This window comes from Neolewinella sp., assembly GCF_965214665.1.
GTDB lineage: Bacteria > Bacteroidota > Bacteroidia > Chitinophagales > Saprospiraceae > Neolewinella.
This window is the reverse complement of the sequence record NZ_OZ243970.1, coordinates 3,504,436-3,530,849: the sequence shown is the minus strand read 5'-3', so window position 1 is coordinate 3,530,849 and position 26,414 is coordinate 3,504,436. Positions and strand designations below refer to the sequence as shown.

21 protein-coding genes are annotated in these 26,414 nt (G+C 58.8%); 8 read left to right on the top strand and 13 right to left on the bottom strand.

The genetic code is table 11. From position 1 onward, the window contains the following. Positions 1–16: 16 nt before the first annotated feature. The 8 genes from ACOOHD_RS15140 (at position 17) to rsmG (ending at position 6,833) form a co-directional block, all read left to right on the top strand. Positions 17–1,327 (top strand): cytochrome P450, encoded by a 1,311-nt coding sequence (locus ACOOHD_RS15140; RefSeq protein ID WP_420458721.1) that lies wholly within the window; start codon positions 17–19, stop codon positions 1,325–1,327. 3 nt (positions 1,328–1,330) lie between these two features. Then, the gene (locus ACOOHD_RS15135) at positions 1,331–2,233 is read left to right on the top strand and encodes a nucleoside hydrolase (RefSeq protein ID WP_420458720.1); all 903 of its coding nucleotides are present in this window, start codon (positions 1,331–1,333) and stop codon (positions 2,231–2,233) included. Then, the gene (locus ACOOHD_RS15130) at positions 2,230–2,682 is read left to right on the top strand and encodes a GNAT family N-acetyltransferase (RefSeq protein WP_420458719.1); all 453 of its coding nucleotides are present in this window, start codon (positions 2,230–2,232) and stop codon (positions 2,680–2,682) included. Before ACOOHD_RS15135 ends, ACOOHD_RS15130 begins: the two co-directional genes overlap by 4 nt. A 44-nt stretch (positions 2,683–2,726) precedes the next feature. Continuing rightward, the gene (locus ACOOHD_RS15125; RefSeq protein ID WP_420458718.1) at positions 2,727–3,722 is read left to right on the top strand and encodes an endonuclease/exonuclease/phosphatase family protein; all 996 of its coding nucleotides are present in this window, start codon (positions 2,727–2,729) and stop codon (positions 3,720–3,722) included. Between the two features lie 135 nt (positions 3,723–3,857). Beyond that, positions 3,858–5,285: an aldehyde dehydrogenase family protein gene (locus ACOOHD_RS15120; RefSeq protein ID WP_420458717.1), complete on the top strand. Its 1,428-nt coding sequence runs from the start codon at positions 3,858–3,860 to the stop codon at positions 5,283–5,285. A 19-nt stretch (positions 5,286–5,304) separates the two neighbouring features. Further along, the gene (locus tag ACOOHD_RS15115; protein WP_420458716.1) at positions 5,305–5,475 is read left to right on the top strand and encodes a hypothetical protein; all 171 of its coding nucleotides are present in this window, start codon (positions 5,305–5,307) and stop codon (positions 5,473–5,475) included. 2 nt (positions 5,476–5,477) lie between these two features. Next, a complete protein-coding gene (locus ACOOHD_RS15110) occupies positions 5,478–6,194 on the top strand; it encodes an RluA family pseudouridine synthase (RefSeq protein ID WP_420458715.1) in 717 nt (238 codons plus the stop codon). A 3-nt stretch (positions 6,195–6,197) separates the two neighbouring features. Then, positions 6,198–6,833 carry a 16S rRNA (guanine(527)-N(7))-methyltransferase RsmG gene (gene rsmG / locus ACOOHD_RS15105; RefSeq protein WP_420458714.1) on the top strand — a complete coding sequence of 212 codons (636 nt, stop codon included), beginning with the start codon at positions 6,198–6,200 and terminating at the stop codon, positions 6,831–6,833. Positions 6,834–6,915: 82 nt separating this feature from the next. Here the strand turns inward: rsmG and ACOOHD_RS15100 are convergent, their stop codons facing one another. The 13 genes from ACOOHD_RS15100 to ACOOHD_RS15040 all read right to left on the bottom strand — a co-directional run bounded on the left by ACOOHD_RS15100 (position 6,916) and on the right by ACOOHD_RS15040 (position 26,303). Next, a complete protein-coding gene (locus ACOOHD_RS15100) occupies positions 6,916–7,098 on the bottom strand; it encodes a hypothetical protein (protein ID WP_420458713.1) in 183 nt (60 codons plus the stop codon). A gap of 33 nt (positions 7,099–7,131) precedes the next feature. Beyond that, positions 7,132–7,878 (bottom strand): 6-phosphogluconolactonase, encoded by a 747-nt coding sequence (pgl, locus tag ACOOHD_RS15095; RefSeq protein WP_420458712.1) that lies wholly within the window; start codon positions 7,876–7,878, stop codon positions 7,132–7,134. Beyond that, on the bottom strand, positions 7,871–12,004 hold the full coding sequence (locus tag ACOOHD_RS15090; RefSeq protein WP_420458711.1) for a DEAD/DEAH box helicase: 4,134 nt from the start codon (positions 12,002–12,004) through the stop codon (positions 7,871–7,873). Before ACOOHD_RS15090 ends, pgl begins: the two co-directional genes overlap by 8 nt. A gap of 117 nt (positions 12,005–12,121) precedes the next feature. Further along, positions 12,122–12,964, bottom strand: a complete 843-nt coding sequence (locus ACOOHD_RS15085) for a purine-nucleoside phosphorylase (protein ID WP_420458710.1) — start codon at positions 12,962–12,964, stop codon at positions 12,122–12,124. Between the two features lie 3 nt (positions 12,965–12,967). Continuing rightward, positions 12,968–13,498 (bottom strand): rhodanese-like domain-containing protein, encoded by a 531-nt coding sequence (locus tag ACOOHD_RS15080; RefSeq protein ID WP_420458709.1) that lies wholly within the window; start codon positions 13,496–13,498, stop codon positions 12,968–12,970. A gap of 16 nt (positions 13,499–13,514) precedes the next feature. Then, entirely contained in the window at positions 13,515–14,624 is a 1,110-nt protein-coding gene (locus ACOOHD_RS15075; protein WP_420458708.1) for a diphosphomevalonate/mevalonate 3,5-bisphosphate decarboxylase family protein, read from the bottom strand. Positions 14,625–14,636: 12 nt separating this feature from the next. Next, entirely contained in the window at positions 14,637–16,988 is a 2,352-nt protein-coding gene (locus ACOOHD_RS15070) for a M1 family metallopeptidase (protein ID WP_420458707.1), read from the bottom strand. Positions 16,989–17,197: 209 nt separating this feature from the next. Beyond that, positions 17,198–18,535, bottom strand: a complete 1,338-nt coding sequence (thrC, locus tag ACOOHD_RS15065; protein ID WP_420458706.1) for a threonine synthase — start codon at positions 18,533–18,535, stop codon at positions 17,198–17,200. Between the two features lie 41 nt (positions 18,536–18,576). Next, entirely contained in the window at positions 18,577–19,527 is a 951-nt protein-coding gene (locus tag ACOOHD_RS15060) for a homoserine kinase (RefSeq protein WP_420458705.1), read from the bottom strand. After that, a complete protein-coding gene (gene thrA / locus ACOOHD_RS15055) occupies positions 19,527–21,983 on the bottom strand; it encodes a bifunctional aspartate kinase/homoserine dehydrogenase I (RefSeq protein WP_420458704.1) in 2,457 nt (818 codons plus the stop codon). The genes ACOOHD_RS15060 and thrA overlap by 1 nt, the downstream gene beginning before the upstream one ends. 24 nt (positions 21,984–22,007) lie before the next feature. After that, a complete protein-coding gene (gene ybeY, locus ACOOHD_RS15050; RefSeq protein ID WP_420461438.1) occupies positions 22,008–22,454 on the bottom strand; it encodes an rRNA maturation RNase YbeY in 447 nt (148 codons plus the stop codon). A gap of 14 nt (positions 22,455–22,468) precedes the next feature. Beyond that, positions 22,469–22,855 carry an ATP-binding protein gene (locus tag ACOOHD_RS15045; RefSeq protein WP_420458703.1) on the bottom strand — a complete coding sequence of 129 codons (387 nt, stop codon included), beginning with the start codon at positions 22,853–22,855 and terminating at the stop codon, positions 22,469–22,471. Positions 22,856–22,937: 82 nt separating this feature from the next. Continuing rightward, positions 22,938–26,303 (bottom strand): DUF4175 family protein, encoded by a 3,366-nt coding sequence (locus tag ACOOHD_RS15040; RefSeq protein ID WP_420458702.1) that lies wholly within the window; start codon positions 26,301–26,303, stop codon positions 22,938–22,940. Positions 26,304–26,414: the final 111 nt, after the last annotated feature.

Below are 26,414 nucleotides of genomic sequence, written 5' to 3'. Positions count from 1 at the left end.
GTAATCCCGCCCCGCCATGTACGCTCCCCGCATCCCCCGTTCGATCATGCTGCGTAAGCTCCTCACGCTGGCGCGGCACCCCATCCCTACTTTCACGGGCTTCGCGCAGCGGTACGGGGACAACTTCATCCTCAACGTAGGCGGCAAGCGCATCACTCACTTTACCACCGACGCCGAGGTGGCCCGCCACGTGCTGCAACGCAACCACCGCAACTACGAGAAAAGCGAGATCCAGACCGGGCAGATGGGCAAGTACCTCGGCTTCGGACTGCTCACCAACACCGGCGACGACTGGCTCCGACAGCGACGGCTTATCCAGCCCGGCTTCCACCGGCAGCGGTTGCAGGCCCTGACGCGAGAGATGCAGGCGGTGATCGAGGAAGAATGCGCCCGGGCGGCTAGGCAGCCTGACTTCGACCTCTTCAAATTTACGCGGCAAATTGCTTTCGGTATCATCGTCCGTGCCCTGTTCACCGACGGTTTCGGGCAGCGGGAGACGCACCGGCTGCACACCATTCTAGATAAGCTACAGGCCTACGTCATCTACCCCATCCGCCTACCCTTCCTGCGTACGCCGCTGCGCTTGGCCGGGATCGAGCGCAGGCACCTGGCGCTGGCCCGGGAGAGTCGGGAGCTCGTACAGCAGCAAATCACCCGGCGCAAGGAACGTTGCACCGGCGACCCCGCCTATTCCCCGGACGACCTGCTACAGATGCTACTCGACAGCCGCTACGAGGATACGGGAGAGCCTATGGACGACCGGCAGCTGATCGATGAGATTCTCATCCTCTTCGCCGCCGGCTACGAGACCACCGCCAATGCCCTGGCCTGGACCCTCTGGCTGCTGCTCAAACATCCAGAAGATCTCGCCCGCCTTCGCACGGATGATGATCCTGACTACCTCACCCAGGTCATTGAGGAGAGCATGCGGCTCTACCCCCCGGCCTGGATCACCGACCGCGTGGCGCTGGGCCCGGATACGGCGGCGGGCTTTACGATCGATCCAGGCTTTACGATTGGACTGTTCATCTACGGCATCCACCACTCGTCGCGCTACTACGCCGAGCCAGAAGTTTTTCACCCCGACCGCATGCACCCCGACCGGAAGAAGGAGCGCCACCCCTTCAGCTTTCTTCCCTTCGGCGGCGGGCCTCGGCTCTGTATCGGCAACCACTTCGCGCTGCTGGAGATGCAGCTGGCGCTGCGGCATTTGGTGAATCACTACACGCTCGAGAGCGTGGGTACGCTGCCAGAACCGGTGCCGAAACCGTATATCACCCTGCACCAGGACCGGACGCTACGCGTGCGGCTTTCCTACTATCTTTAGCCCATGCGCCACCTTCTGCTCCTACTCCTCTGCGCCGGCTCCCTCCCTGCCCAGACCCGTTTCATCCTCGACGCCGACACCGCCAATGAGATCGACGACCTCTACGCCATCGCCTACCTCTTCGCCGAGGAGAGCATCACCTGGGAGGGGCTCAACTCGGCCCAGTGGTACCACTACAAATCGGGCGACAGCACCGTCTACCAGAGCCAGCACCTCAACGAGGAGCTGCTCACACTGGCCGGCCGCACGGACCTGCCCCATCCCCTCGGCGCCGACACCATTATGGGCGAGCCCTGGGGCGGCTACCAGCCGCGCAACTCCCCGGCGGCACAGTTCATCATCGAGCAAGCACGGCAGGGGGCGTCATCGGGGGGCGGGGCCGCTGGTGCAGAGAAGGTAGTAGTCATGTGCATCGGTGCCAGCACCAACCTGGCCTCCGCCATTGCCCTGGCCCCCGACATCAAGGATAAGATCGTAGCCTACGTGCTCGGCTTCCAGTACGACACCGCCGGCGGCTACTGGAATAAGGACGAGTTCAACATCCGCCGCGACCTCAACGCCGCTAACTACCTGCTCAATGCCGAGGGACTGGAACTGCACGTCATGCCGACCACCACGGCTATTCAGTACACGTGGCAGCGGGACTCCACCTTCGCCCGCCTCGACCGCAGTGGGCCCATCGGCGAGTACCTCAAACGCCGCTGGCAGACTAACGCCACCGGGGACAAGGAGCGCGTGATGTGGGACGTAGCAGCCCTCCAGGCCTTCCTCAAACCCGGTCAGGCCACCGAGATCGAGGTAGATACGCCCCCCGAAAACAGCCGCCGTAAGGTGTGGGTATACACCGACATCGACGAGGAGGCTATGCAGCGTGATTACTGGGACCGGCTTACCACGTACCGGTGATCTTGTCCCGTACCACCCCTGCACATACGGACTACCAAAGGCTGATCGTCGCCCTAGACCAGGACCTGGCCGTCACCGACGGGGAGGACCACGCCTTCTACAATCAGTTCAACGGATCCGAAGACATTCAGCACGTTGTCGTTGGAGAGATCGACGGTACCCCAGTAGCCTGCGGGGCCATCAAGGCCTACGATAAGACTACGGCAGAGGTAAAGCGTATGTACACCGTCAATGGCGCCCGGGGTAAAGGACTGGCAGGAGAGGTGCTCTCCGCTCTAGAAGCGTGGGCTTGCGAGCTGAGCTACCGCCGCCTCATTCTGGAGACCGGCAAGCGGCAGACGGCTGCAATTCGGCTGTACGAAAAGCATGGCTACCGGCGCCTGACGGAGAATTACGGGCAGTACCGGGGGGTGGCCAATAGTGTGTGCATGGAAAAGGATCTGCCGTAGTGGTGGCCCCCAAACATTGTGTTTACGGAGGCAGTTGAGCAGATATGGGAACACTCCGGACGATCCTCTACTATATCATCATTTTCGTCAGTACCATAATCATTGTAGCTAGTCTGTTCTCCCTAGTCTACGACGTTTCCTACTGGTACTCCAAGGTACTCGACTTTCCGCGCACCCAGTACTTGATCGCCGGGGTGGGCTGCTTACTCCTCTTCAGCCTGCTAAATCGAAAGTGGAATAAAGCCTCCGTAGCGCTCACCCTGGGGCTGCTCGCCGCTATCCTGATCCAGTCCATCCTGGTACTGCCCTACCTGGTGGGAGAGCGCCCCGTGCCGGAGGCCACTGCCGATACCGTAGACCAGCAAAGCACCGTCGGCATCCTGCTCGCTAACGTGCTGATCACCAATGAGCAGGCGGCGATCTTTCTCGATATTGTGCGCCAGCGTGACGCCGATATGGTCCTGGTCATGGAGGTCAACGACCGCTGGATGCGCCAGCTGCAGCCCCTCGAGGAAACATACGCGCATACCGTCAAGCACCCTACCGACAACTCCTACGGAATGACACTGTACTCCAAATTTCCCCTGGAAGAGTCCGAAGTGATGTTTTTTAACCACGACGACGTGCCCTCCATCCACACCCAGGTGCAACTGCCGTCAGGCAAAGCGTTCTGGTTTCACGGCGTGCACCCGGTAGCCCCGGTGCCTAAGAAGAAGTACCCCGATAACCGGGGCGAAAAGGAGGTAGCGCTAGGTGAGGTGGCTGAACTAGTAGCCGCGGAGACCCTGCCCGCCATTGTAGCCGGCGACTTCAACGATGTCTCCTGGTCCCGTACTGCCCGGCTGTTCGAAAACCAGGCTGACCTGCGTAACGTGCGCCTGGGCCGGGGACTCTACAGTACCTTCGACGCTAATTCCTGGATTATGCGCTGGCCGCTGGATCACTACTTTGTGACCGAGTCCGTTCGCTTGCTGGAGCTCGAGCGGCTACCGGCCTTCGGATCGGACCACTTTCCGATGTACGCCCGGTTTGCCCTTTAACAGTTGAGGGCTTTAACCGTTGGACGCTTGTGAAGCGTCCAACGGTTATTGCACCCCCCCCGATAGCTATCGGGGCTATCGGGGCCCCGCAACTACCACTACGTCACCCCGTTTACCTGGGTACAAGCCCCGACCATGCCCGCCACCGCCGCCCCAACCGATCAGTTAGCGTACCTGCTCGAAGAACAACGGTCCTATGCCCCCGCCCTGGCTAAAACGACTGCCGGAGAGAGGCGCGAAAAAATTGATCGGGTGATCGGTTATCTGGACAATGAGACCAACAAGCAGCGCCTACTCGACGCCCTGCGCCAGGACCTGCACAAGCACCCCGTAGAGACCCTGCTCTCCGAAATCGGTGTGGTGTACAGCAACGCCAAGTACCTGCGCCGCCACCTGAAGCGCTGGATGGAGCCCCGCCGCGTGAGCACCCCCCTGAGCCTCATCGGCACCCGCAGCTACGTGTACTACGAGCCCAAGGGCAGTGTGCTCATCCTCGCGCCCTGGAACTACCCCTTTAACCTGGCGGTCATCCCGGTGCTGTACGCCATTGCGGCGGGCTGTACGGTGGTGCTGAAGCCCTCGGAGTACAGTCCGGCGACCTCGTCCTACATGCAAGAGATGTTCGGTACGCTCTTCGCGGAAAATGAGGTGAAGGTGGTGCTAGGGGAAGCCGATACCGCAGCGGCGCTGACCGCCCTGCCCTTCGATCACATCTACTTTACCGGCAGCCCCGCCACCGGCAAGAAGGTGATGGCGGCCGCGGCACCTAACCTAGCCAGCGTGACCCTGGAGCTCGGTGGAAAGTCTCCCTGTGTGGTGGGCGAGGACGTCAACATCGAGAAATCGGCCCGGAGCCTGACCTGGGGCAAATTTTTCAATGCCGGACAGACCTGCATTGCCCCGGATTACGCCCTGGTGCACGAAAAAATCGTCACGGAATACGTAGGCCGGCTCGGCGAGGCTATCCGCCACGCTTACGGTGAGGACCCTCAGCAGTCCGACAGCCTAGCCCGCATCGTGAACGAGAAGCAGTTCGATCACCTGACCGGCCTGCTCGAGGATGCCCTGGATAAGGGGGCCAAGGTCGCCCACGGCGGCCACCACGACCGCGCCAGCCGCTACTTCGAGCCCACCGTACTGACCGGCGTGACCGGCGTGACCGGCGAGATGCGCGTGATGCAGGAGGAGATCTTCGGGCCCCTGCTGCCGGTGCTCGACTACGCCAACCTCAACGAGGCCCTCAGCGTGATCAACGGACTGCCGAAGCCGCTGGCCTTTTACATCCAGACCGACGAGCGGTCCATCATCAAGCGGCTACTGGCCGAGACGAGCGCCGGCGGTACCCTCGTCAACGAGTTCCTGCTCGGCACGGCTAATCCCGCCCTACCCTTCGGTGGCGTGGGCAACAGCGGCATCGGGCGCAGCTACGGCCACCACGGCTGGCTAGAGTTCACCAACGAGCGGGCGGTAATGGAGCGGCGCCTCTTCGACCTCTCCATGGCCTACCCGCCCTATACCGATAAGGTGCGGCAGTTGGTGGAGCGCGTTTATAAGTGGGCCTAATGGTTCGTACCTTTACCCCATGTTCGACCTCCTCCTGACCATTGCCCTGATCTACTTCGCCTACCGCGGCTACCAGTGGTACACCCACATGAAGCAGCAGGTCAAGGGTGGGCCACCCCCGCCGCATAACATCGACCACAGCGAGCCCGAGGAGCGCGACGACTACATCGACTATGAAGAGGTCAAGTAAAGATGGCCACCCCCGAAGAAGACACTCCCCAACGCTTCCCCGGCCGGCCCGGTGACTGGGTCCTCTATAAGGACAACCAGCTCATCGCTTTCAATAAGCCCGCCGGTCTGGCCGTCGTCCCCGATAAAAAAAAGAGTCCTAACCTGCTCCAGATCGGTGCGGCCTATGTCCGACAGGATCTCTATCCCGTACACCGCCTGGACCGCCCCGTATCCGGCGTCGTGCTTTTCGCCAAGAAAACCTCGGCTCAGACCCGGGTCACCGAGCAGTTTCAGGCCCGCACCGTAGCCAAAACCTACCTGGCCGTGGTGGGTGAGCGCCCCACGGAGGATGAAGCTACCCTGGTCCACTACATCCGCGAGGGCAAGGGCAACGTATCGGAGGTCACCGAGCAGTCGGATAAAACTGCCAAGCGGGCCGAGCTCCACTACCGCTACCTGGCCAGCAGCGACCGCTACCACCTGCTGGAGATCACGCTACTGACCGGCCGTAAGCACCAGATCCGTGCCCAATTGGGGGCCATCGGCAGTCCGCTGCGGGGCGATACGAAGTACGGTTTCAAACGCTCCAATGAGGGTGGGGTGATCGATCTGCATGCTTACACCTTGGCCTTCGACCATCCGGTGAGCGGGGCGCGGGTGGAGCTGCGGGCGCCGGTGCCGGAGGGGGCAGTGTGGGAGGGGTTGCTACCGCAGGGAGCAGTTGAAGATAGGAACTAGCCTATGGATGCTGAGCTGATTTCTTTCTATTTTCCCAACTTGACCGAGCGGCAGCGCGAGCAGTTCGCGGCCCTCGATGAACTGTACCGCGACTGGAACGCCAAGATCAACGTCATCAGCCGCAAAGACATCGACAACCTGTATGTCCACCACGTGCTTCATTCTCTGGCTATCGCCAAAGTGCTCACATTTCGGGCGGGGACGCAGGTGCTGGACCTAGGTACGGGCGGGGGCTTCCCCGGTATTCCCCTAGCCATCCTCTTCCCGGAATCTCACTTTCACCTCATTGATGGCACCGCCAAGAAGATACGGGTCTGTCAGGAGGTGATCACCGCCCTCGGTCTCACCAACTGCCGGGCGGAGCAAAAGCGGGCTGAGGAGATCAAGCGGCCGGGCTACGAGTTCGTGGTCACGCGTGCGGTGGCTAAGATCGATAAGCTGGCGGAGTGGAGTCTGCGGCTTATCACGGGCAAGCAGCGCAATAGTCTGCCGAACGGCATCCTCGCGCTAAAGGGTAAGGGGTTGAAGGAGGAGCTAGCGCTGTTGCCGAAGGGGGCTTATGTGGAGGAGTTCCCCATTTCTGCTTGGTTCGGGGAAGACTTCTTTGCGGCTAAGGAGGTGATGTACTTGCAGTACTGACAACATTCTCCTCGCCGCTAAAGCGGCTCGCGCGGCCGGAGGCCGCGTTTTACTGCCGCTGCCGGAGGCAGCATTGTACTGGCTACATATACCCCAACGCCATCACCAGAAAGGTGAGCATAAAGGGCATTGAGACCCAGAACCACTGGTTCATGAAGATCAGCATGAGGATAAAAATGACCAGGGAGATTAGGAAGAAGATCCAATAATTACGGCGGGTGGTGTGCGGCTGGGTATCGGCGGAGACGGCGTCTTTGGAGGTCATGGGGGCTAACGTTAGGAAGGGCAAAGATAGGGGCTAGTAACCTACTTCGGAAGCGGCAGCCCGGTCGAGGAACCAGTGTAGTCTACCGGAGGTAGGGTTGATGTGGGCGGCGGGGAAGGTAGTAGCTAGCTGCTCGCGGTTGACGATCTGGGCCACGCGCAGGGTCTTGGAGTTACCGGTGATGAGAAAGTCAACCTCGTCGGAGGCGTTGATGACCGGTCCGGTGAGGGTAAGGCGGAGTTGACCGCTTTCTGGATGTTTAGCTACGGCGCAGATGCGCGAGTCGGTAAGTAGCTCCATCTGATCAGGGAAGATGGAGGCCGTATGCCCGTCGCCCCCCATTCCGAGCATGTTAATGTCGAAGATGGGCATGCCGTCTGAATTCTGCGGTAAGAGACTGCTGATCGTGGTGGCGTAGGCCTCGGCGGCTTCCTCAGGTTTCAGGTCGGTGGGTACGGGGTGAATTTGCTCCTCGACGACGGGCACATGGTCGAAGAGCAGTTTTTTGGCCTCGCCGTAGTTGCTCTCCGGGTCGTCATAGGGCACCATACGGTCATCGCCCCAGAAAAAGTGGAGGCGGCTCCAGTCGATCTTATCCTGGTACTCTTCGGCCAGGAGTTGAAAGAGAAGTTTGGGCGTGGAGCCCCCGGAAAGGGCCCAGAAGAGGGGACCATCTTCCGATTTCCCCAGTTTTTCGATCAAGTGATCGGCGAAGGCACGGGCTACGGCGGGGCCATCGGGGTAGATATGAAGGTTGGGGCTGTAAATCGACTTATCCATTCTTGATCAGGTCTAGCAGGTCATCGGCGGTGAGGCTGGCGCTCTGTTCGGTACCGGCCAGGAGGCTATCGGCCAGGTCGCGCTTCTCGGCGTGCAATTTGACGATTTTTTCCTCAATGGTGTTCTCCGACACGAAGCGGTACACGGTCACGGGGCGCTGCTGCCCGATGCGGTGCGCCCGGTCGCTGGCCTGGTCCTCCACGGCGGGGTTCCACCAGGGGTCGAGGTGCAGCACGTAATCGGCGGCGGTAAGGGTGAGTCCCGTACCACCGGCTTTGAGGCTGATCAGGAAGATGTCGCCCTCGCCGCGCTGGAAAGCCTGTACGGCCTCGTCGCGCTTGGGGCCAGGAGTGCTGCCGTCCAGGTACTGATAGGGCACGTCATTGTCCTTAGCCCACTCTTCGACGATCTTCAAATGTCGTACGAACTGACTGAATATCAGTGCTTTATGACCGTTTTCTCGTAACTCCTGCACGGTTTCGGCCAGTAGTTCGAGCTTGCTGCTGGGAATATCGACACTGGCATCGACCAGCTTTGGATTGCAGGCTGCCTGCCGCAATTTCATCAGCTCGGCCAGGATCTGGAAGCGGCGGTTCGGTCCCTCGCTCTCGTCGATGCTCTCCAGGGCGTGCTGGCGCAGGGCTTCGTAGAAGGCGCGCTCGGGCTGACTGAGCTCAACGGTGAGCGTCACCTCCGTCTTCGGGGGTAGTTCCTCGAGCACCTCCTCCTTGCGCCGACGTAGGATAAAGGGTTGAATCAGGCGGCGCAGTTGCTGGCGGCGCTCATTGTCGTTGTTGCGGCTGATCGGTACGGTATACTTCTCGTTGAAGCGGTTGTAATTACCGAGCAGGCCGGGGTTGAGAAAGGTGAATAGGTTCCAGAGCTCCCCGAGGTGGTTCTCGATGGGCGTACCGGTGGTGACGATGCGGAAGTCACCCTGGAGGCGCATGGCGATCTGACTGCGCTTCGTGCCACGGTTCTTGATGGCCTGGGCCTCGTCCAAAATGATGGAGCTGAACCGCTTTTCGGCTAGCGCATCGCCCTCGAAGGGTAGCAGACCGTAGCTCACGATGAGCATATCGTAGGGGCCTACGCGATCGATGATCTCCTGGCGGTCGCTACCTTCTAGCAGGATGGGATTCAGGGTAGGGGCAAATTTAGCGGCTTCGCGTAACCAGTTACGGGTTACGGAGGCGGGGGCAATGACCAGGGCAGGACCCTCCTCGGCGCGCGCCTGCAGCATGGCTAGCCCCTGAATGGTTTTACCCAGACCCATATCGTCGGCCAGACAGGCACCCACGCCCCAGTCGGCCAGGCGCATCAGCCAGCGGAAGCCGTCGAGCTGGTAAGGCCGTAGCTCGGCCCGGAAGGTAGAGGGTACCCGGGCCATGGTCTGGTTAACCGTCTGAATGCGCTGCAGGCTATCCCGCCAGGCGATATCGGCCTCAAAGGCCCCCAGTTGGTCGACGATATCGTCGAGCATGCCGCCGGCTAGGGGGTGAAGCTGCATGCCGTCGGCGGTGGTCGCCAGCAGGCCCTCCATTTCCCGCAGCTTGCGGCGCAGCTGTTCGGTGAGGGCGACGTACTGCCCCTCGCTCAGCTGGATGAAGTTGCTCTGCTCGTTCTCGCTCACCTTGTCGATGAGCTCGCGGAAGCTGATCACCTGCTGATCGTCGACGGCCAGGGTGCCCTCTACATCGAACCAACCGGCCTTTTCCTTCACACCTAGGCTAAGATCACCGAAATCGACGCTACCAATGAGCTTGATGCGCTCGCCGCGGGGGTGCTCCAGGACGATGCGATCCAGGGCGCGCAGGGGCTGCAACTCAAGCAAGATATTTAGGCAATCCTCCACCTCGTCGATGTGCCACTCGTAGTCGCGGTGTACGATCTTCTGAAGGGTAGGACAATCGACGATGACCCCCTCCGCCCGCTCGATCTCGCGGGGTAGGTCACGTTCGGCGAGGAGGCGCTGTCCGTCTACCTCACTGATGACCTTATTGCGGCCCCGGCCGGGCTTGAAGTACTGATCTTCCTGGCGCAGGGGGCGGACGAAGAACTCCACCTTGAATGTTTCGCCTACGGGTAGTAGGTGTACGTAGGTGCGTGGGTCGGCCTTGGTCTCGTCGAGGTCGTCGATTACTCCCGTAAGCGTATTCTGTACCTCGGTAAACTTGCTCAGGTTGCGGGCTACCTCGAGCAGACGGTGGCGGGCGCGCTTGGGTATTTCTAAGCCCTCTCCAATTTGCCGGTGGATCTGATCGTGACCCTCGTTGACCTCGATGACCTGGTAGCGGGTGGGGGTTTCCTTGACCACCTGCACACCGGTGCCCGCGAAATCCTGGGCGAAGCGCAGGTGAAGCCGGCTATCGGTCTCCTCGATCAGTAGCTGCGGATTGCGGCGGACCAGTTCTACGCCAATCGCTGAATTCTTGATCAGGTACAGATTGGGATGGCCCACCAGGGCAAGTAGGGCCTCCTCGTAGTTGATGGCGTAGCTTCCATTGGGATGGTAGCGGCTGTAGTCTTCATCGATGGCCTTAGCTACCGCTACGTCCTGGGGGGTCATCCCCTCCACATCCCCCTGCTTAACGCGCTTCAGGGCCACCTTGCGGCCCTTCGACCAGTTGCCCCCCTTACTTAGCGTTTGCTCGCGGGGCTCCAGTTCTCGTTTTTCGAAGTCGACGAACCAGACGAAACGACTAGTCTTCTTACTACGCTTTTCTCCATTACGATCGGGAGTACCCATACTGACCAGCACCTCCAGGGCACGCTCCCAGGGCTCGATCCGGGGCATGGCATCCGTTAGGGAGTGGATGCGCAGTTGCTCGCTGAGCTGCTGGGCGCGGGTGGCGTAGGCTTCCCGGGCTTTGGGTTCGGGGTGCCGTAGCGACAGGACCCGCGTGATCTCCATTTCCACCCACTGGTAACTGCTGTCCTGTGCCTGTTCACGCAACTGTTCCATTTCCGCAAGGTACTGCGGGTCAGGGTGTTCGGTGGGGTCGGTCCACAGCCGGTAAAGGGCGTAGAAGGTGAGGGCAAAGGCGTTGGCCTCCATCCGCTCCAGCGCCTGCTGGGCTACGGTCTGGGCGTCCTCGTCGTTGCGTAGATAGGCGTGTAAAGCCTTGAAAACCAAGTAGGTACCTCCTAATCGAAGATTCTGTACCGGATCGATGTTGTCAAGGTAGTGACCGATGATCTCGGCGCTTTTCACCCCACCATTACGCAGTAGGGAGAGGAGGTAGAGGTACCCCGCCAGGTGAGCGGGAAACTTATTTTCGTACTCGCGCCGGTAGCCCTTGCGTACCTCTTCGATGAGCTCCTGGGCCATCTCGTCCTCATCGCGGAGAATGTGGTAAATGAGATGATTGGCACTACTGCGCCACTCGATGGGTTCCAGGTCGGCCCAGAGCTGTAGCCTACTCCAGGCACCCTGTAGGACGAAGGCCTCGGCCAGTAGCTCGCGCAGGGGTCCGGACTCCGGCTCACGGATACGCTCGTGCTGCTCCAGAAATTCGATCAGGGGATCGAGGGGCTCCATGGCCACCAGGGCCCGCCGGAAGGCTTTACGCAGGTTGATCTCCTGCCACTCGGGCAGCAGGCTCTCGACCCAACGGGGATCGAACTCGGCAAAGAGCGGGTCAATGAATACGCCGGTGCGGGCCTGATCGGGGTAAAAGCTCTCCGTTTCCCGCTGGAGCCGGTCGAACCCGGCCTGATTCTGTAGGTAAAAGGCGATGCGGATCTCCCGCATCAGGGCGTGGGGGCTGCTGGGCTGCCAGTAGGTCTTATAGGGGAGCTCGCGGCGAATGTCATTGAGTAGCGCGCTGAAATCGGGGCGGCGGTTAGCCTGTCGCATGATGGCCTCGCTGAAGTTGGGATTGATACGCCAGCCGTGGTCGCTTGACTTAATGACTACGCCGGCCGCGTGGAGGCGGTGCACGATCTCTTCGGTGGCCGCGTGGGTAAAGCGGGACTCGCCGGCCGGGGGGGGCATGGCGATTTTGTTTAGTAGCCGTGAGAGATCGAGGACGAAGCGCTCCTCGAAAACAATGCTCAGTGCGATGGCTACGTCACGCTCGGTAGCGCTCAAGGATTTCCAGGTGGTGCGGAAGGCTCCGTTCATTCAGTTTCAATCAGGGTCAACTAGTCTTAAAGGGTTGAATACTGCGTTAAGTTGCCCTACCGCTCGCCTTTTTTCGGTTGCACCCGCGTGCCCGCTCTAACCTCTATACCCTGGATATTAGGCCGGAGTGGGAGTACTCGCTAGCTCCTCTACCATATCCCCGATCAGCAGGCGTAGCTTGGGCTCGACGGCCTGTACGGTAGCAATGACATCCTCTACGGTAGTGGGCTGAATGTCGGCAATAGGGAAACATTTATTGGATACCACGGAGGCCACGAAGACGGGTAGACCGGCGTGGCGTGCTACCAGTACCTCCGGCACGGTGGACATGCCAATCAAATCGGCCCCCATAATATTAGCCATACGGTACTCGGCCGGAGTTTCCAGGTTCGGACCGGCTAGGGCCAGGTAGACCCCCTCGTGGGCGTTTAGGCCGTGTTTCTGCGCTAGCTCAATGGCGCGTGCGTTGAGCTGACGGTCGTAGGTGTGCAACATATCCGGGAAGCGGGGGCCCAGCCGGTCGTCGTTCATCCCGCGGAGCGGATTGTCGGGCTGTAGGTTAATGTGGTCGCGGACAAATACGATGTCCCCGGCGCAGATGTCTGCATTGACGCTACCCGAGGCATTAGAGATGATGAGGTGCTCGACCCCCAACGCGTGTAGTACCCGCACCGGAAAGGTAAGCTCCTGCATGCTGTAGCCTTCGTAGTAGTGGAGCCGTCCGGCCATGGCTACGACCGGGATGCCACGCAGTTTCCCCAGCACCAACTTGCCGCGGTGGGTAGCCACGGTGGAAACTGAAAAGTAGGGAAGTAATCCGTACACGAACTCCCGCTCCACCTCGATCTCCTCTACTAGCGAGCTCAGTCCCGTGCCGAGGATAATGCCCACCCGGGGCTCCGTCTTCGCGCGCTGGCGGATGAAGGCGACGCATTCCTGTATCTGCTGGTAAAGACTCATGACTTAGTAGACTTTGGTCCCCAGGGTGTCGGGGATGAAGCGGCCCCACTTGCGGTTGTAGGTGTGAATATTAGGGGTAGGTCCGGCCGCATCGACGAGGGGTAAGCCCGCCAGCCGCCAGGCGTAGATGCTGCCGTACAGATTGTAAACGCGCTTAAAACCGGCCCGCCGCAATTCCTGAGCCAAACGGGCGCTTCGATAGCCTACCGTACAGTACACCACCAGCGGCGTATTGTGGGAAAGAGCCTTTACCGCAGTCGTATCCGGCGTGCTGAAGCCCAGATAGCGGGCACCGGGTAGGTGGCTTACCTCGTATTCCTGCCGTTCACGGGCGTCGAGAAAAACGGCTTCCGGAAGCTGGTATGCCTCGACAGCACTGATGGTGAACGAATCAATCGGTACCAGTTTACGCAGCTTCCTATCGAGCGGTGCGTAGGCGGTCCGGAGTCGCTCCGGGGCCGGGGGAGCCGCGGATCGACAACCATAGAGTAGGAGTAGTCCTAAAGCCGATAGCGAAAGGGCGAGGTAGCGCATCCGATTCATAACACGCCTAGGCTGGGGTCGTTTGATTTACCTCCAGTTGCTCGGGCCCCGTACCGACGCGGTCGGCGAGGTACATCCGGTCCTCACAGTACGGCAGCAGGTGCTCGCGGATGAAGCGTTTGGTAGGTCCGGCCACGGCCTCTGGGTAGAGTAGGTGTACGTTGGGGCCGGCATCGAGCGTAAAGTATACTGGATAACCTGTCTCGCTGCGAAACTGCCGCAGTAGATTGGTGACGTGCAGCGTATTCGGCTCGATGAGGGTATAGGCGGGTTGACTACTCATCATCAGCGCGTGCAGGGTGAGCGCTTCACTTTCAAGCAGTTGCCCGAAGCGTTCCGTATCTCCCCGCTGTAGTAGGCCGAGCATTTCCTGGCTACGGGCATTGGCCTGGGCATACCGGGGCGGGGCGTAGGGATTTTGTTCCATCAGTCCGTGACCGGCGCGGCTACTTACCACCTTTTCGCTGCGGGATACGAGTAGTATATCGTCATGGTAGGACCGAAAGGTCGGGTGTAGCTGCTCCGCTATACTTACGGCGTAGGCCTCCGAACTATCACTGAGATCCGGCACCCGGCCCCACACGGCTGCCCCCCCGTACACCGAGCGGCAGGCACTACCGGAACCCAAACGGGCCAGGTAACTTGCTTTGCGTAGGAAGGCCGCACGATCCGGTAATGGCTCAAAAAGCTGCTCCTCCAGACTCACCAGACACAGCGCAAGTGCACTCATACCGGAGGCCGAGCTGGCAATACCGGCGGAATGCGGAAAGCTATTCTGCGTCTCTATACGGAGCTCTAATTGCCGGAGAAAGGGATAAACCGGCAAGAGGCGCTCCAGGTAGGTTTGTGTCCGGGCGGTGAATTTTGGTTCCGGAATGCCGGCAAGCTGGAGTTGCACATCTACCCCCGCACCGGACCCCCTACGCGGGGCGTAATGGAGGGTGGTATCCGTAGCTGCGTTCTGTAGGGTGAAACTCACTGAAACGTTTCTGGGGAGCTGATCACCGTACTTCCCCCAGTATTTGACCAAGGCAATGTTGGAGGGGCTCCGCCAGCGCAGCGCACCGGGGTGTACCTCGTCGGTGACGACGGTAAGCGCGGGATTATCGTAGGTCATACGGTCCACTGGCTACTTACGCTGCGATCCGGTACCCGTACCCTGTTGCTGCCGAGCGCGAGCGCGGGCGCTACGCTGCATCGGGTTCTCCCCCTCCTGCTCGCCGCGCTGAAAGAGATCGAAGCGGCTGACGGTATTGCGGGAGGGGTAGTAGTTGTTGCTAGTATCCACGTCGGCGGTTTCCAGGTAGGGGTCCAACACGACGGAGACTACTTCCTTTGTGAAGGGAAAGACCTTGGTTACCTCCTCCGTACCCATGCGCCAAATCTCGGCGGGGATGCGCTTTACCTCCGTGGTACCATCGGCGAAGGTGAACTCCAGGATGATGGGCATGACCAGTCCACCAATATTTTTGAAGCTCAGTTCGTAGTAATACTTATCGGCCTCTAACGTAGCGCGCTCCTGCTCGCTCAAACCGTTAAGGTACCCCTGGTACTCTTCCTCGTCCAGGATGGTAGCGTCAAGCGGATCGTACTCGGTGTAGTAGTCACGCAGCGTGGTGTCGATCTCGTCGTACGTCTGGGTGATCGCCTCCTCGTTGCGGATGCTACTGATGTTACGTGGCTCCTCGGCCCGTAGCTTGCGCAAATTTTCGTTCTCAGCCACAGGATTCTGGGTGTTGATCCGGAACGGCCGTACCGAGGTCAGCGCGATATCCACGTTATCCGTCGTATAGAACCAGCCCCGCCAGAACCAGTCCAGGTCAATGGCCGAGGCATCCTCCATGGTGCGGAATAGGTCGGCCGGTGCGGGGTGTTTAAATTTCCAACGGTTGGCGTACGTCTTGAAGGCATAATCGAACTGCTCGCGCCCCATCACAGTCTCGCGGAGAATATTCAGAGCCGTAGCCGGTTTGCCGTAAGCGTTGTTACCAAATTGCCAGATCGACTCTGAATTCGTCATGATCGGCGAGATGTACTGCTTATCGCCCTTCATATAGTCGACGATCTTATTGGCGGGGCCGCGGCGGCTGGGGAAGTCCCGCTCCCACTGCTGCTCGGTCAGGTACTGCAGAAAGGTATTAAGCCCCTCATCCATCCAGGTCCACTGCCGCTCGTCGCTATTGACGATCATCGGGAAGTAGTTATGACCCACCTCGTGGATGATCACGCCGATCATGCCGTACTTGGTGCGGTCGCTGTAGGTGCCGTCGGCCTCCGTGCGCCCGAAGTTGAAGCAGATCATGGGGTACTCCATTCCGATATCGGCCGCGTTGATCGACCAGGCGGCGGGGTAGGGGTAATCGAAGGTGTAGTGAGTGTACCACTTTAGGGTATGGGCTACGGCCTTGGTCGAGAAGCGTTCCCACAGGGGGTTACCCTCCTTAGGGTACATTGACATCGCCATCACTACGCTGCCGTCGCCCTGCTCTACGCCCATCGCGTCCCAGATGAACTTCCGGGAGCTTGCAAAGGCAAAGTCGCGCACGTTCTCGGCGGTGAAGTGCCAGGTCTTTTCCTCCTTCACCTTAGTTTTTTCCCGCTCAATGGCTTCCTCCTGGCTCGCGATGATTACGGGCTGTACCCGTTCCTTACGGGCCTCTTCCAGCCGTTGCCGTTGCTGGCGGGTGAGCACCTCGCCATCGTTCTGTAGCGTACCGGTGGCTGCTACCAGGTGGTCGGCGGGCACCGTAATTTTCACGTCGAAGTCACCAAAGGTCAGCGCAAACTCTCCGCGACCCAGAAACTGTTTGTTCTGCCAGCCCTCATTATCGGTATAGAGCGCCATACGGGGGTAGAACTGCGCGATCGTATAAAGGAAGTTATCGTCCTCCTCGAAGTACTCCGAGCCGGAGCGGCCGCCACCATCGACCAGGCGGTTGTTGATATTGTACCAGTAGGCGATCTCAAATTCCACTTCTTCTCCCGGAGCGAGTGGGGCGGGCAGTTCCACCCGCATCATCGTTTTTTGGATGTAGTAGGGCATATCCGCACCTCCCGCATTCCTGACGTGCTCAATGTGAAAACCACCCTGAAAACTTGGCTCCAGTCCGGCCAGTTGATTTAGCGTCATTCGCTCTCCCATTTCGTCGGTTGCTGTAGAATAGGTATCCGAGTCGGGAGCCCGCACGTTCTGATCCAGTTGCACCCAGAGATACTCCAGCGGTTCTGGCGAGTTATTGTGGTAAGTAATGCGCTCCGTACCGTCAATGCGCTGCTTTTCATCGTCAAGACGTACCTCCATCTCGTAGTCCGCCTGCTGCTGCCAGTACTGATGCCCGGGTGCACCGGCAGCATTACGGTATACGTTTGGGGTTGGTAGCTCCGTACCGAGCTGACGGAAGGGGTTTTGCGTGTTATCCTGCTGTCCGTACAGTAGCGAGCTTACGCATAATAGCAGCAGGGGGAGTAGGCGGTAGTTCATGTTGCTGATTTTATCATGCTAAGGTAAGGAATCATCGGAGTGGTGGTATAGGGGGGCGGAGCCGCGGGTGCAGTAGGGGTAAGCGGGCAGTACGTTCCACGTGGAACGTTATTTCGTGTTCAGTCATGATGTTCCACGTGGAACGTTATGGTGGAGAGTTTATATCCCCGGACTGCCGCTCGGGGTCAGGTGGGGGAACCGCTACGCGGTTATGGGGTAAACTCTTTTAGGAGCCATTGTTTGATAGGGGCATAATCTGTTCCGTAGCTATGTGCTAGTTTAGTCTTATCCGCTAATTTGGCAAGGCGGCGGGGGACTTCGATGGGGTGACCGAGAATGCGCTCTACATGCGGTCTGAACTTACTGGGGTGAGCAGTCTCTAGAATCACGCCGCGGGTATGGGGATTGTCCTGTTGCCATTCCTTCAGAGCTAGGTAACCTACCGCTCCGTGGGGATCAATCGTGTAGGCGTAGCGTTGTTCCACCTCGCGCATAGCATCTTCGGTCGCACCATCGTCGTATGCGAAGCCAGACAGGGTAGCGCGTAGATTAGTGTGGGTGACGGTATGGATATCCTGGAGTCCATCGAGTTGCCCGTGGAGATTAGCCATGCGGGCAAAGTTGCTGGGGGCACCTACGTCCATGGCGTTGGATAGGGTAGCTACGGAGGGGCGCCGCTCGTACCGGCCAGTAGTTAGGAAGCGGGGTACCACATCATTACGGTTGGTGGCGGCGATGAAGTGGTGGACGGGTAAACCTAATTTACGGGTAATGAGGCCAGCAGTAAGGTTGCCGAAGTTGCCACTGGGTACACAGAAGGCGATGGGGTGTCCCGTAAACCCTAATTGTTTGACGGCCTCGAAGTAGTAGAAGGTCTGGGGGATGAGGCGAGAGATGTTGATGCTATTGGCGGAGCTCAGGCGTAATTGCTCCCGCAACTCGGTATCAAGGAATGCCTGCTTCACAATTGCCTGACAATCATCGAAGCTACCGTCGATTTCGAGAGCATGGATGTTTTTGCCGAGTGTAGTCAGTTGTTTTTCCTGTAGTACGCTGACTTTGCCACTGGGGTAAAGGATAACTACCTGGATACCAGGGGTATCGTAAAATCCGGCTGCTACCGCACCACCGGTATCTCCGGAGGTGGCTACGAGGATGATGAGCTCCTGGTTTTTTCCCTGGTTGTAGTAGCCCATCATTCGCGACATAAAGCGAGCGCCGAAGTCTTTGAAGGCAAGGGAGGGTCCGTGAAAGAGCTCCAGGACGTACTTCTGTTCGTCGAGCTTTACCACGGGGGCGGGAAAGTTTATGGCTTCCTCGACAATCTGACGGAGGTCTTCGTCACTGATCTCGTCCCCCAGCAATTGCCGACTGACACGTACACCGATCTCCGTAAAAGACAGTTGGGGAAGCTCCGAGAAAAAAGTATCGGGCAGTGGATCAATTCGCTCCGGCATGTAGAGTCCATTATCAGCCGGTAGGCCCTGAAAGATGGCCTCTTCCGCGCTCACCCGGTGGGTGGCGTCGTTGGTACTGTAAAATTGCATAGTCGTTATTATTCGTTACCTCCGGTATACAATGCGCCCCTCTACTCGGTCGTGCTCAGTACCTCTACTCCCCGCTGATTGATGGGAGAGACGTACAGCTGGCTATCAATTCCCTCCTGCTGAAACGCAGCTTGCATGGCATGCCCTACTGCCTGTGCGAGGTAGCCGCTATCGCAGAGGGCGAACATGCTCGGTCCGGCGCCGCTAATGCTACAGCCCAATGCGCCCCGTTCCAGGGCGGCGGCCTGTACGGCATCGAATCCAGTAATGAGCGTCTTCCGCTGGGGTTCGATAATATGATCCTTTAGGGACCGGCTCAGTAGTGGAAGATCATTGGTGTAGAGGGCGGTGATAAAGCTAGCCAGACTGCCCAGTTGCCGAGTTGCCTTTTTCAGGGAGACCGAGTCGCTGAGCACGGCGCGGGCGTCCCGGGTAAGAATTTCGATTTCGGGGTGGACTACGGCAACCTGTAAACTAGGTGGAACGGGCAGGTGGTGGATGTCTAACGACTCATTTGAGCGGATTAGGGTAATGCCGCCTACTAGACAGGGCGCCACGTTATCGGCGTGAAAGCTCCCATCCGCTACCTCTTCTCCCAGTACGGTAAAGTAGAGCAGCGATTCTCTAGTGAGGGGCTCTCCTAGTAGGACATTAACCGCTACCGCAGCACCGGCTGCACTGGCCGCCGAAGAGCCCAGCCCGGAGCCAAAGGGCATTTTCTTGTGTATCTCAAGTTCGACGCCCACCTGATGTTGTAGTCCAAGGTGTTCAAGTAAACGAAGCGCCGCCATACCTGCCGTGTTATGCTCTACCTCGGTGGGTAGGCTTTTCGTACCCGTCCCCGTAATGACCGTAATACGAACTCCCGCGAAGGCGGCACTACGGCGGGCTACGATCTCGTCCCCCGGTCGCTGAATGGCAAAGCCAAGGATATCGAAGCCTACGGCGACGTTAGCAACGGTGGCCGGGGCGAATACACGTACTTCCTGCATCAGCTGAAGTTTCCGATTTGAATAATTTCGGCGAAGACCCCCGCCGCGGTCACCTCGGCACCGGCTCCCGGGCCCCGGACCACCAGGGGCCGGCTGTGGTACCGGTCGGTCGTAAAGACAATCATATTATCGCTGCCACTGAGCGTATAGAATGGATTATCGGGCCCGATAGCTTGTACCCCAATCGTAGCACGCTCCCCCTCGAGCGTAGCCACCATACGAAGGACCCGTCCGTCCTGCGCCGCGCGGCGGTGTAACTGCGTGAAGTAGTCCTCATTGTATTCGAGTACCCGCAGAAAATCCTCCACGGAACCGACGTCCATAGCCCCCTCCGGGAGGAAACCCTCAATCTTTACCTGCTCGGCGTCTAGTGCCACACCGGTCTCCCGGGCAAGGATGACGATCTTGCGGGCTACATCCTTTCCCGAAAGATCGATGCGGGGGTCTGGCTCGGTAAAGCCCTTATCCTTTGCCTCCGCTACCACCGTGGCAAAGGAGCGCTCGCCCTTAAAGGTATTGAAGATATAGCTGAGCGACCCACTGAGTACCCCCTCGATTTTAGCAATCCGGTCTCCACTGTCGATGAGGTCCCGCAGGGTAGAGATAACCGGCAGACCGGCCCCCACATTCGTTTCGTAGCGAAACTGTACCCCGCGTTTATCGGCAATGTACTTTAGCCGCTGGTACTGTAGATAACTCGAAGAAGTAGCGATTTTATTGGGGGTAGAGATGCTGATACTCTCGTCCAAAATCGTTTCGTAAAACGCCGCGATCTCACTATCAGCAGTATTATCAACGAAGATGCTGTTGCTTAAATTTAAATCCCGCATCCGACCTACAAATACCGCTAAATCGACGGGGGTCTGTGCAGTGTGCAACAAATTTTTCCAATCCTTCAACTCGATTCCCTCTCCGTCAAACACCATCTTTTTTGAATTAGCCAGCCCCACCACCTTGACCTCCATCCCCCTGCGCTCGCGTAGGTAACCGTTCTGCTTACGAATCTGCTCGATCAGGGTGCCACCGATGAGGCCTACACCGACAATGAAAAGGTGTAGGGTCTTGTAGTCGGATAAGAAGAAGGATTCGTGTAATGCGTTTAGCGCCTTCGTCTCGTCTTCCTTGGCAATGACCACCGACACATTGAGCTCACTGGAGCCCTGAGCGATGGCGATGGCATTGATGCCGTTCTGCCCAAGGGCCCGAAACAAGCGACCGGAGATACCTGGTTGGTAGCGCATATTCTCCCCGATGATCGCCACAACGCTAAGCTCCCGCTCTACCTTTACCGCATTCACTACCCCACGCTCGATCTCGAAGGCGAAGGCCTCCTCTACCGCACGTTTGGCCTCCTCCGCGGCGGCGGGCTGTATGGCAAAACTGATGGCGTGCTCGCTCGACCCCTGGGTAATCAGTATGATATTAATTCCCGCTGCGGCTAATGCTCCGAAAATGCGCGCCGCAATACCGGGTACCCCGAACATACCAGTACCGGATACTGTGCATAATGCGACGTTATTAATCGAGCTAATACCCCGTACCGCCGCCCCCTCGGGATTACCTTTCTCACTGACCTTCGTGCCCTCGAATTCCGGAGCGAATGTATTTTTAATGTATAGCGGAATGTGCCGCTGCAGGGCCGGCATCAGCGTAGGGGGATAGATTACTTTCGCCCCAAAGTGCGACATCTCCATGGCCTCGGCGTAGGTCATGGTAGGGATGGTGAAGGCCTTCTTCACGCGTCGGGGATCGGCCGTAAGTACCCCATTCACGTCGGTCCAGATTTCGATGGCCGTAGCATCCAGACCGGCGGCTAGCAGGGAAGCCGTATAGTCCGATCCGCCCCGCCCCAGGGTAGTCGTGAGCCCCCCCTTTGCCGAGGCAATAAAGCCGGTAACTACCTGAACCTTAGGATGTTGCGTAAAGTGCTCCTTGATTTTCTGGTAGCTCTTTTCAAAGTTGACCTTGGCATTGCCGAAGGTCTTGTCGGTCTTGATGACGCGGCGAGCATCCAGAAACTCCGTCGGTATACCGGCCTGCTGCAGGGCCTGCGAGATGATGTAGGCAGAGGATCGCTCTCCGAAGCTTAGGACGTAGTCCATCGTACGCGGAGAAGCCTCCCGGACCAGAAAGATGCCGTACAGTAAATTCTTAAGTACTTCGTGCGAGCGACGCAGTTGCTGGCTCGTCTCGTTATAGCCACTGGTGCCACCGAGAAGGGCAGTGATGGCCGATTGGTGCCGATCCGAAAACTCCGCGAATAGCTGCCCGTACCGGTCGTTGCCCTGGGCGGCGAGCTGGCCCATTTCGATGAGTTGATCGGTCACTCCCCCGAAGGCCGAAAATACCACCGTAAAGTGATCGCCGGCGGCGTAATAACGCTTGAGAATAGCTACAATGCCCCGGATTCGGTCGGGATGCCCCACCGATGATCCCCCAAATTTAAGCACTTTCATGGGGTAAAGATGCGCATTTACGCCCTAGGCTGCACCCGCGGACGCGCCCTCTTTTAGCGCTTTTGTACGGAGCGAAAGTGCCCACTGCTCGGCCTGGCGCATGGCTGCTGCATCCGCTTCCGATTTATCTCCCTGCCCCAGTAGGTGAAGGACGCCGTGGATCATGACGCGGTGAAGTTCGTCGACGTAGGCTTCCCCAAACTCCGTCGCGTTGTCGGCCACACGCTCGGTAGAAATGAATAGGTCGCCGGATACCAGAGGGAACTCTGCATAAGGGAAGGTGACGATATCGGTGAGGGTATCGTGCTGTAGGTACGCGAGATTGATCGCGTGGAGGTATTCATCGGAGCAAAAGATGTAATTCAGCTCACCGAGCTGTCCACCGCGGAGGGTAATAACGCGCGTGATCCATTCCGTAAGTAACGCCTCCGGTGCGGTGGGGAAACTCCCCCCCTCTTCGTGGTACGCAATGCCGAAGGTGAGGCTCAGAGACGAAACTGCATTTCTACCGTAGACCCCCCGTTGGTGTAGCGCATACCATCACAGAGCTGGTGCATCAGGAAGACGCCGCGGCCGCCGCATTCGCAAATGCGCTCGGGACTGGTGGGGTCGGGGAGGCTATCGTAGTTAAAACCATGGCCCTGATCGGAGACGCGGATGGCTAGACCATCGGTAATCTGAGCGTAACGAATGCAAACGGTCTTGGAACGGTCCTGTTTGTTGCCATGGATGATGGCATTACTGACGGCTTCGGTGAGGCTGATAAGGAGGCTATCGTGAGTTTCCTGCTTGAGGTGGTAGCGGCTGGCGAGTTGCTCGACCAACTGCTCGACCTGTACGATATTACGGGGATCCGAGGCGAGTGTGAGCATTAAGGTTTTGTTAAAAGCGTAACGTTTGAGTAGAGACGCGCATATAACAGTTCGTCACCGCCTTTGGGTTCAAACCCGTAAATTACTTACTGCCTAGCGCGCGGAAGTACTCATCGACCAGCGTGCGGTAGTAGGGGCGCAACTGGGGGGTCACGCGCTGGAAACGCTCTACCTCGGCGCGGCGCTGCTTAATGTACTCCTCCAGGTTAGGGGGAAGCTCGCGGCGCTGTTGCTCGGCGGTTTCCGACTTACGCTGCTCGTCCATCTTCTGCTCCCGCTCGGCACGCTCGTGCTCGAGCATCTTGGTGAGGATGTCCTGTTGGCGGAGCAGGGTTTCCTCAGTAAGTCGCTTGTTGACCAGGTCCTCCTCGGCGGCGTTCATCTCATCGATGAGCTGCTCCAGGAGGCCATCCTTGCCCTCTCCATTTTGCTGGCGTTCCTGTTGTTTTTCCTCCAGGGCGCGGCGTAGGGCGGCCTGGCGGGCGGCCATCTTGGCGAACTCCTCCGCGCTGCCGCCGCCGGCGGCGCCTCCCTCTCCCTTCTTGAGTCCTTCCTTGAGGCCCTCCATGTCCTCACCGATACCCTCCTGCTCCTGACTACCGGGCTTGCCGTCGCTACCGGGATTATCGCTGGGCTTGCCGCCCTGCTTGCCCTGCCCCTGGTTCTTAGGGGCCTGGCACTGCTGCTGGCCCTGCATCTGTCCGGCCATCTGCTGCTGCATTTGCTCCATACTTTCACTGAGCATGAGGGCCAGGTCGTTGAGTCCCGTCATGGTACGTTGCTGCAGGTTGGCGGCCTGGGGGGTGTGGCGCTCCTCGAGCTCGGAAACGGTTTCGGAGAGGTTACCACGGATCTCGGTGACCTTTTCGGTGACGAAGCTTTCGATCTGGAAATTGCGCTTGGCCAGGGCCTGGAGGGAGTCACGCACGAGCTCGAAGTCGCCGTTGATCTGGAACTGCTGCTGTACGAGCTCCACGTAGCGGGGCGTATTGATGGTAGTCTGGTTGAGCTGGTCCATATTTTCCTCCTGGTCGAAGCTCAGGTCGACGATATTCTCGAGGAGCTGGCGGATGGCGGCCATATCCTCCTGATTTTGCTCCTGCTGCATGCTCTGCATATCCTGCTGCATCTGCTGGGCCATCTTTTTCATCTTCTGCCCGGCCTCCTGCTGCTTCTTGGCGGCGTCCTGGGGCTTCTGCTCCTGGAGCTGCTGCTGGGCGTCCTGCATATCCTGCTCGACCTGCTCCTGTTCCTCGGGCTTGGTATCAAGGGGCATGGGTTTTTCGAGGGCCTCGTTCTTCTGCTCGGCCTGCTCGAGCTTTTCCTTTAGGTCCTGAAACTCTTCCTGAAGCTTTTCCTGATCCTGCTGAAGTTCTTCATTGGCCTTTTCCTCCTGCTCGGTTTCTTCGGAGAGTTGCTGCTGCTGCTCGGCGAGCTCCTCCATCTTTTCGATGGCGTCCTGCATCTCTTTTTCTACCTCTAGCTGCTTGAAGAGTTCGAGCATGCGCTCGAGCTCGGCCTCGGCCTCCTCATCGGAGAGCTCCATATCCTCCATCTTCTCGAGGGTCTGGTCCTTATTGAGTTCTTCCATCAACTTCTGGATCTCCTCCATCAGCTCCTGCATCTCCTCATTGACGGCCTTTTCGAACATCTCCTGGAGCTTTTGTTCCTTTTGCTGCACCTGCTCGTTTTCCTGGGGCTGCTGCTCGAGATTCTCCTCGAAGGCCTTCTGGGCCTCCTCGATTTGTTCCTGAATGTTCTGCTGGCGCTCGGCTAGCTTCTCGACTTCCTTCTTTAGTTTCCAGTCGACCTCCTTTTCCTGCAGCATCTTCTCGCGCAGGTCTTTGGTATCCTCCTGGAGCTCGCGGGTGGCATCGAGGGCCTCCTTGAGCTGGTCCTTCACCCTGCTATCGTTTTGCTCGGCCTGGCGGTCCATCTCCTCCTCGGTGGGCATGCGGTAGGCCATGACGGAGGTTTTGGCGCGCTTGCTGCCATTGACGCCGTCGTTGTCGAAGACCTCGAAGTAGTAGGTCAGTTCATCGCCGGGCTGCAACTCAAGATCGCTGCGCAGGTCCAGGACGTAATCGTAGCGTGCCTGCCTGCCGCTGCGGCCCGTGACCGGTATACGGACCTCCTCGGCCTCACCGCCGCCGCGCTGGAGACGGTACACGAAGTCGAGCTTGCGGATGCCGTAGTCGTCGGAGGCCTCCCCGACGAAGAAGAGCAGCTTTTCGTCCGTACTGTCCTGGAAGCTCTCCACGCTAATTTGCGGAAACTGATCCGGAATGACCGACAGGGCGTAGCTGACCGAGTCGGCCAGTGGCAGGCGGTCATTACCGATGTAGAGGGTGTAGCGATCATTGCGCAGCGCCCGGTGGTCAAAGCTGTACAGGTCGCTACCGTCGCGCCGCAGTTGGCTCAGGGTGTCGGCACTGGCGAAGCGCAGGTCGACGGCGGCGGTGTGCTCCGTAGCGAAGGACCAGCGCAGGCGGGTACCTACGGGTACGGTGAGGTCACCGATGTTGGTCAGCTCCTCGTCCGTACGCCCCAGGTAGTCGGGGTAGTCGGCCGCTACGGTGAAGCCGGCGATACTGGGTTTGGGGAGCACACTAAGGGTATAGTCGGCGCTGGTGACCTCCTCGGTGGTGAGCCGAAAGGAGGTAGACTCCTGGACGTTATTGAAGGCGTAGGAAAAGGTGTTGGCATTCTGCCGCTCCAAACGATAGCGGTAGCCATCCACCTCGATGTAGGCCTCGGCGGGTAGCACCTCGCCCGTCACCTGAGTGGTGAGTAGGTAGGTGCCGTACTGTACGACCTCCAGCTGGTCGGGTACCGTAAAGGTGAAGGGGGCGGGGCGGCTAAAGGCCTCGGAGTTGCGGATCAGGCGGCTGGTGCTATCGGTAATCAGGCTAGGGGCGGCCAGGAGCAGTACGATGAGAAGCGTCAGGGGCGGTAGGGCGTACCGGACCAGGTGGCTTCGGTTGTTGCGCAGGTCGATGGCGGTGCGAAAGGGTACGGGACTAATCTCGGCTGATTTCTGGTCGATGGAGGCCAGCAGCAGGCCATTATCGTCTGCGGTACCCGCCTGCCGCCGCAGCTGCAGCACGTTGAGGAGTTTGTCCCTTACGTTACTAAAATGATCGCCGATGATCTCGGCGGCTCGCTCGTGACTGATGGTGGCCCCCAGCCGGAAGTAACGTGCCAGGGGGAGTACGACCCAGCCGGCCACGGCACCCAGACTGACGGCCAGGAAGCTATACCAGAGTATCTTACGGGTAAGGGGGGAAAAATAAAACTGGGCTTCCAACAGACTGACCGCCAGGAAAAGTACAAGCACCAGGCCCATACTGTACAGCAAGCCCCGAATGGCACTGTTGATGTAATACTTACGGATGAACTCGTCCAACTTAGATATAAGCAGCTCGTAGCTGCGGTGGGAAGATGCCATAGCGAACAAATTACGCAATCCGGAGTGGATACGGAAGTGATACAACGCAGGACGACGGAAATGTATTGACCGCGCCACGCATCCTTGGTAGGTACAAACTCATATATTTGT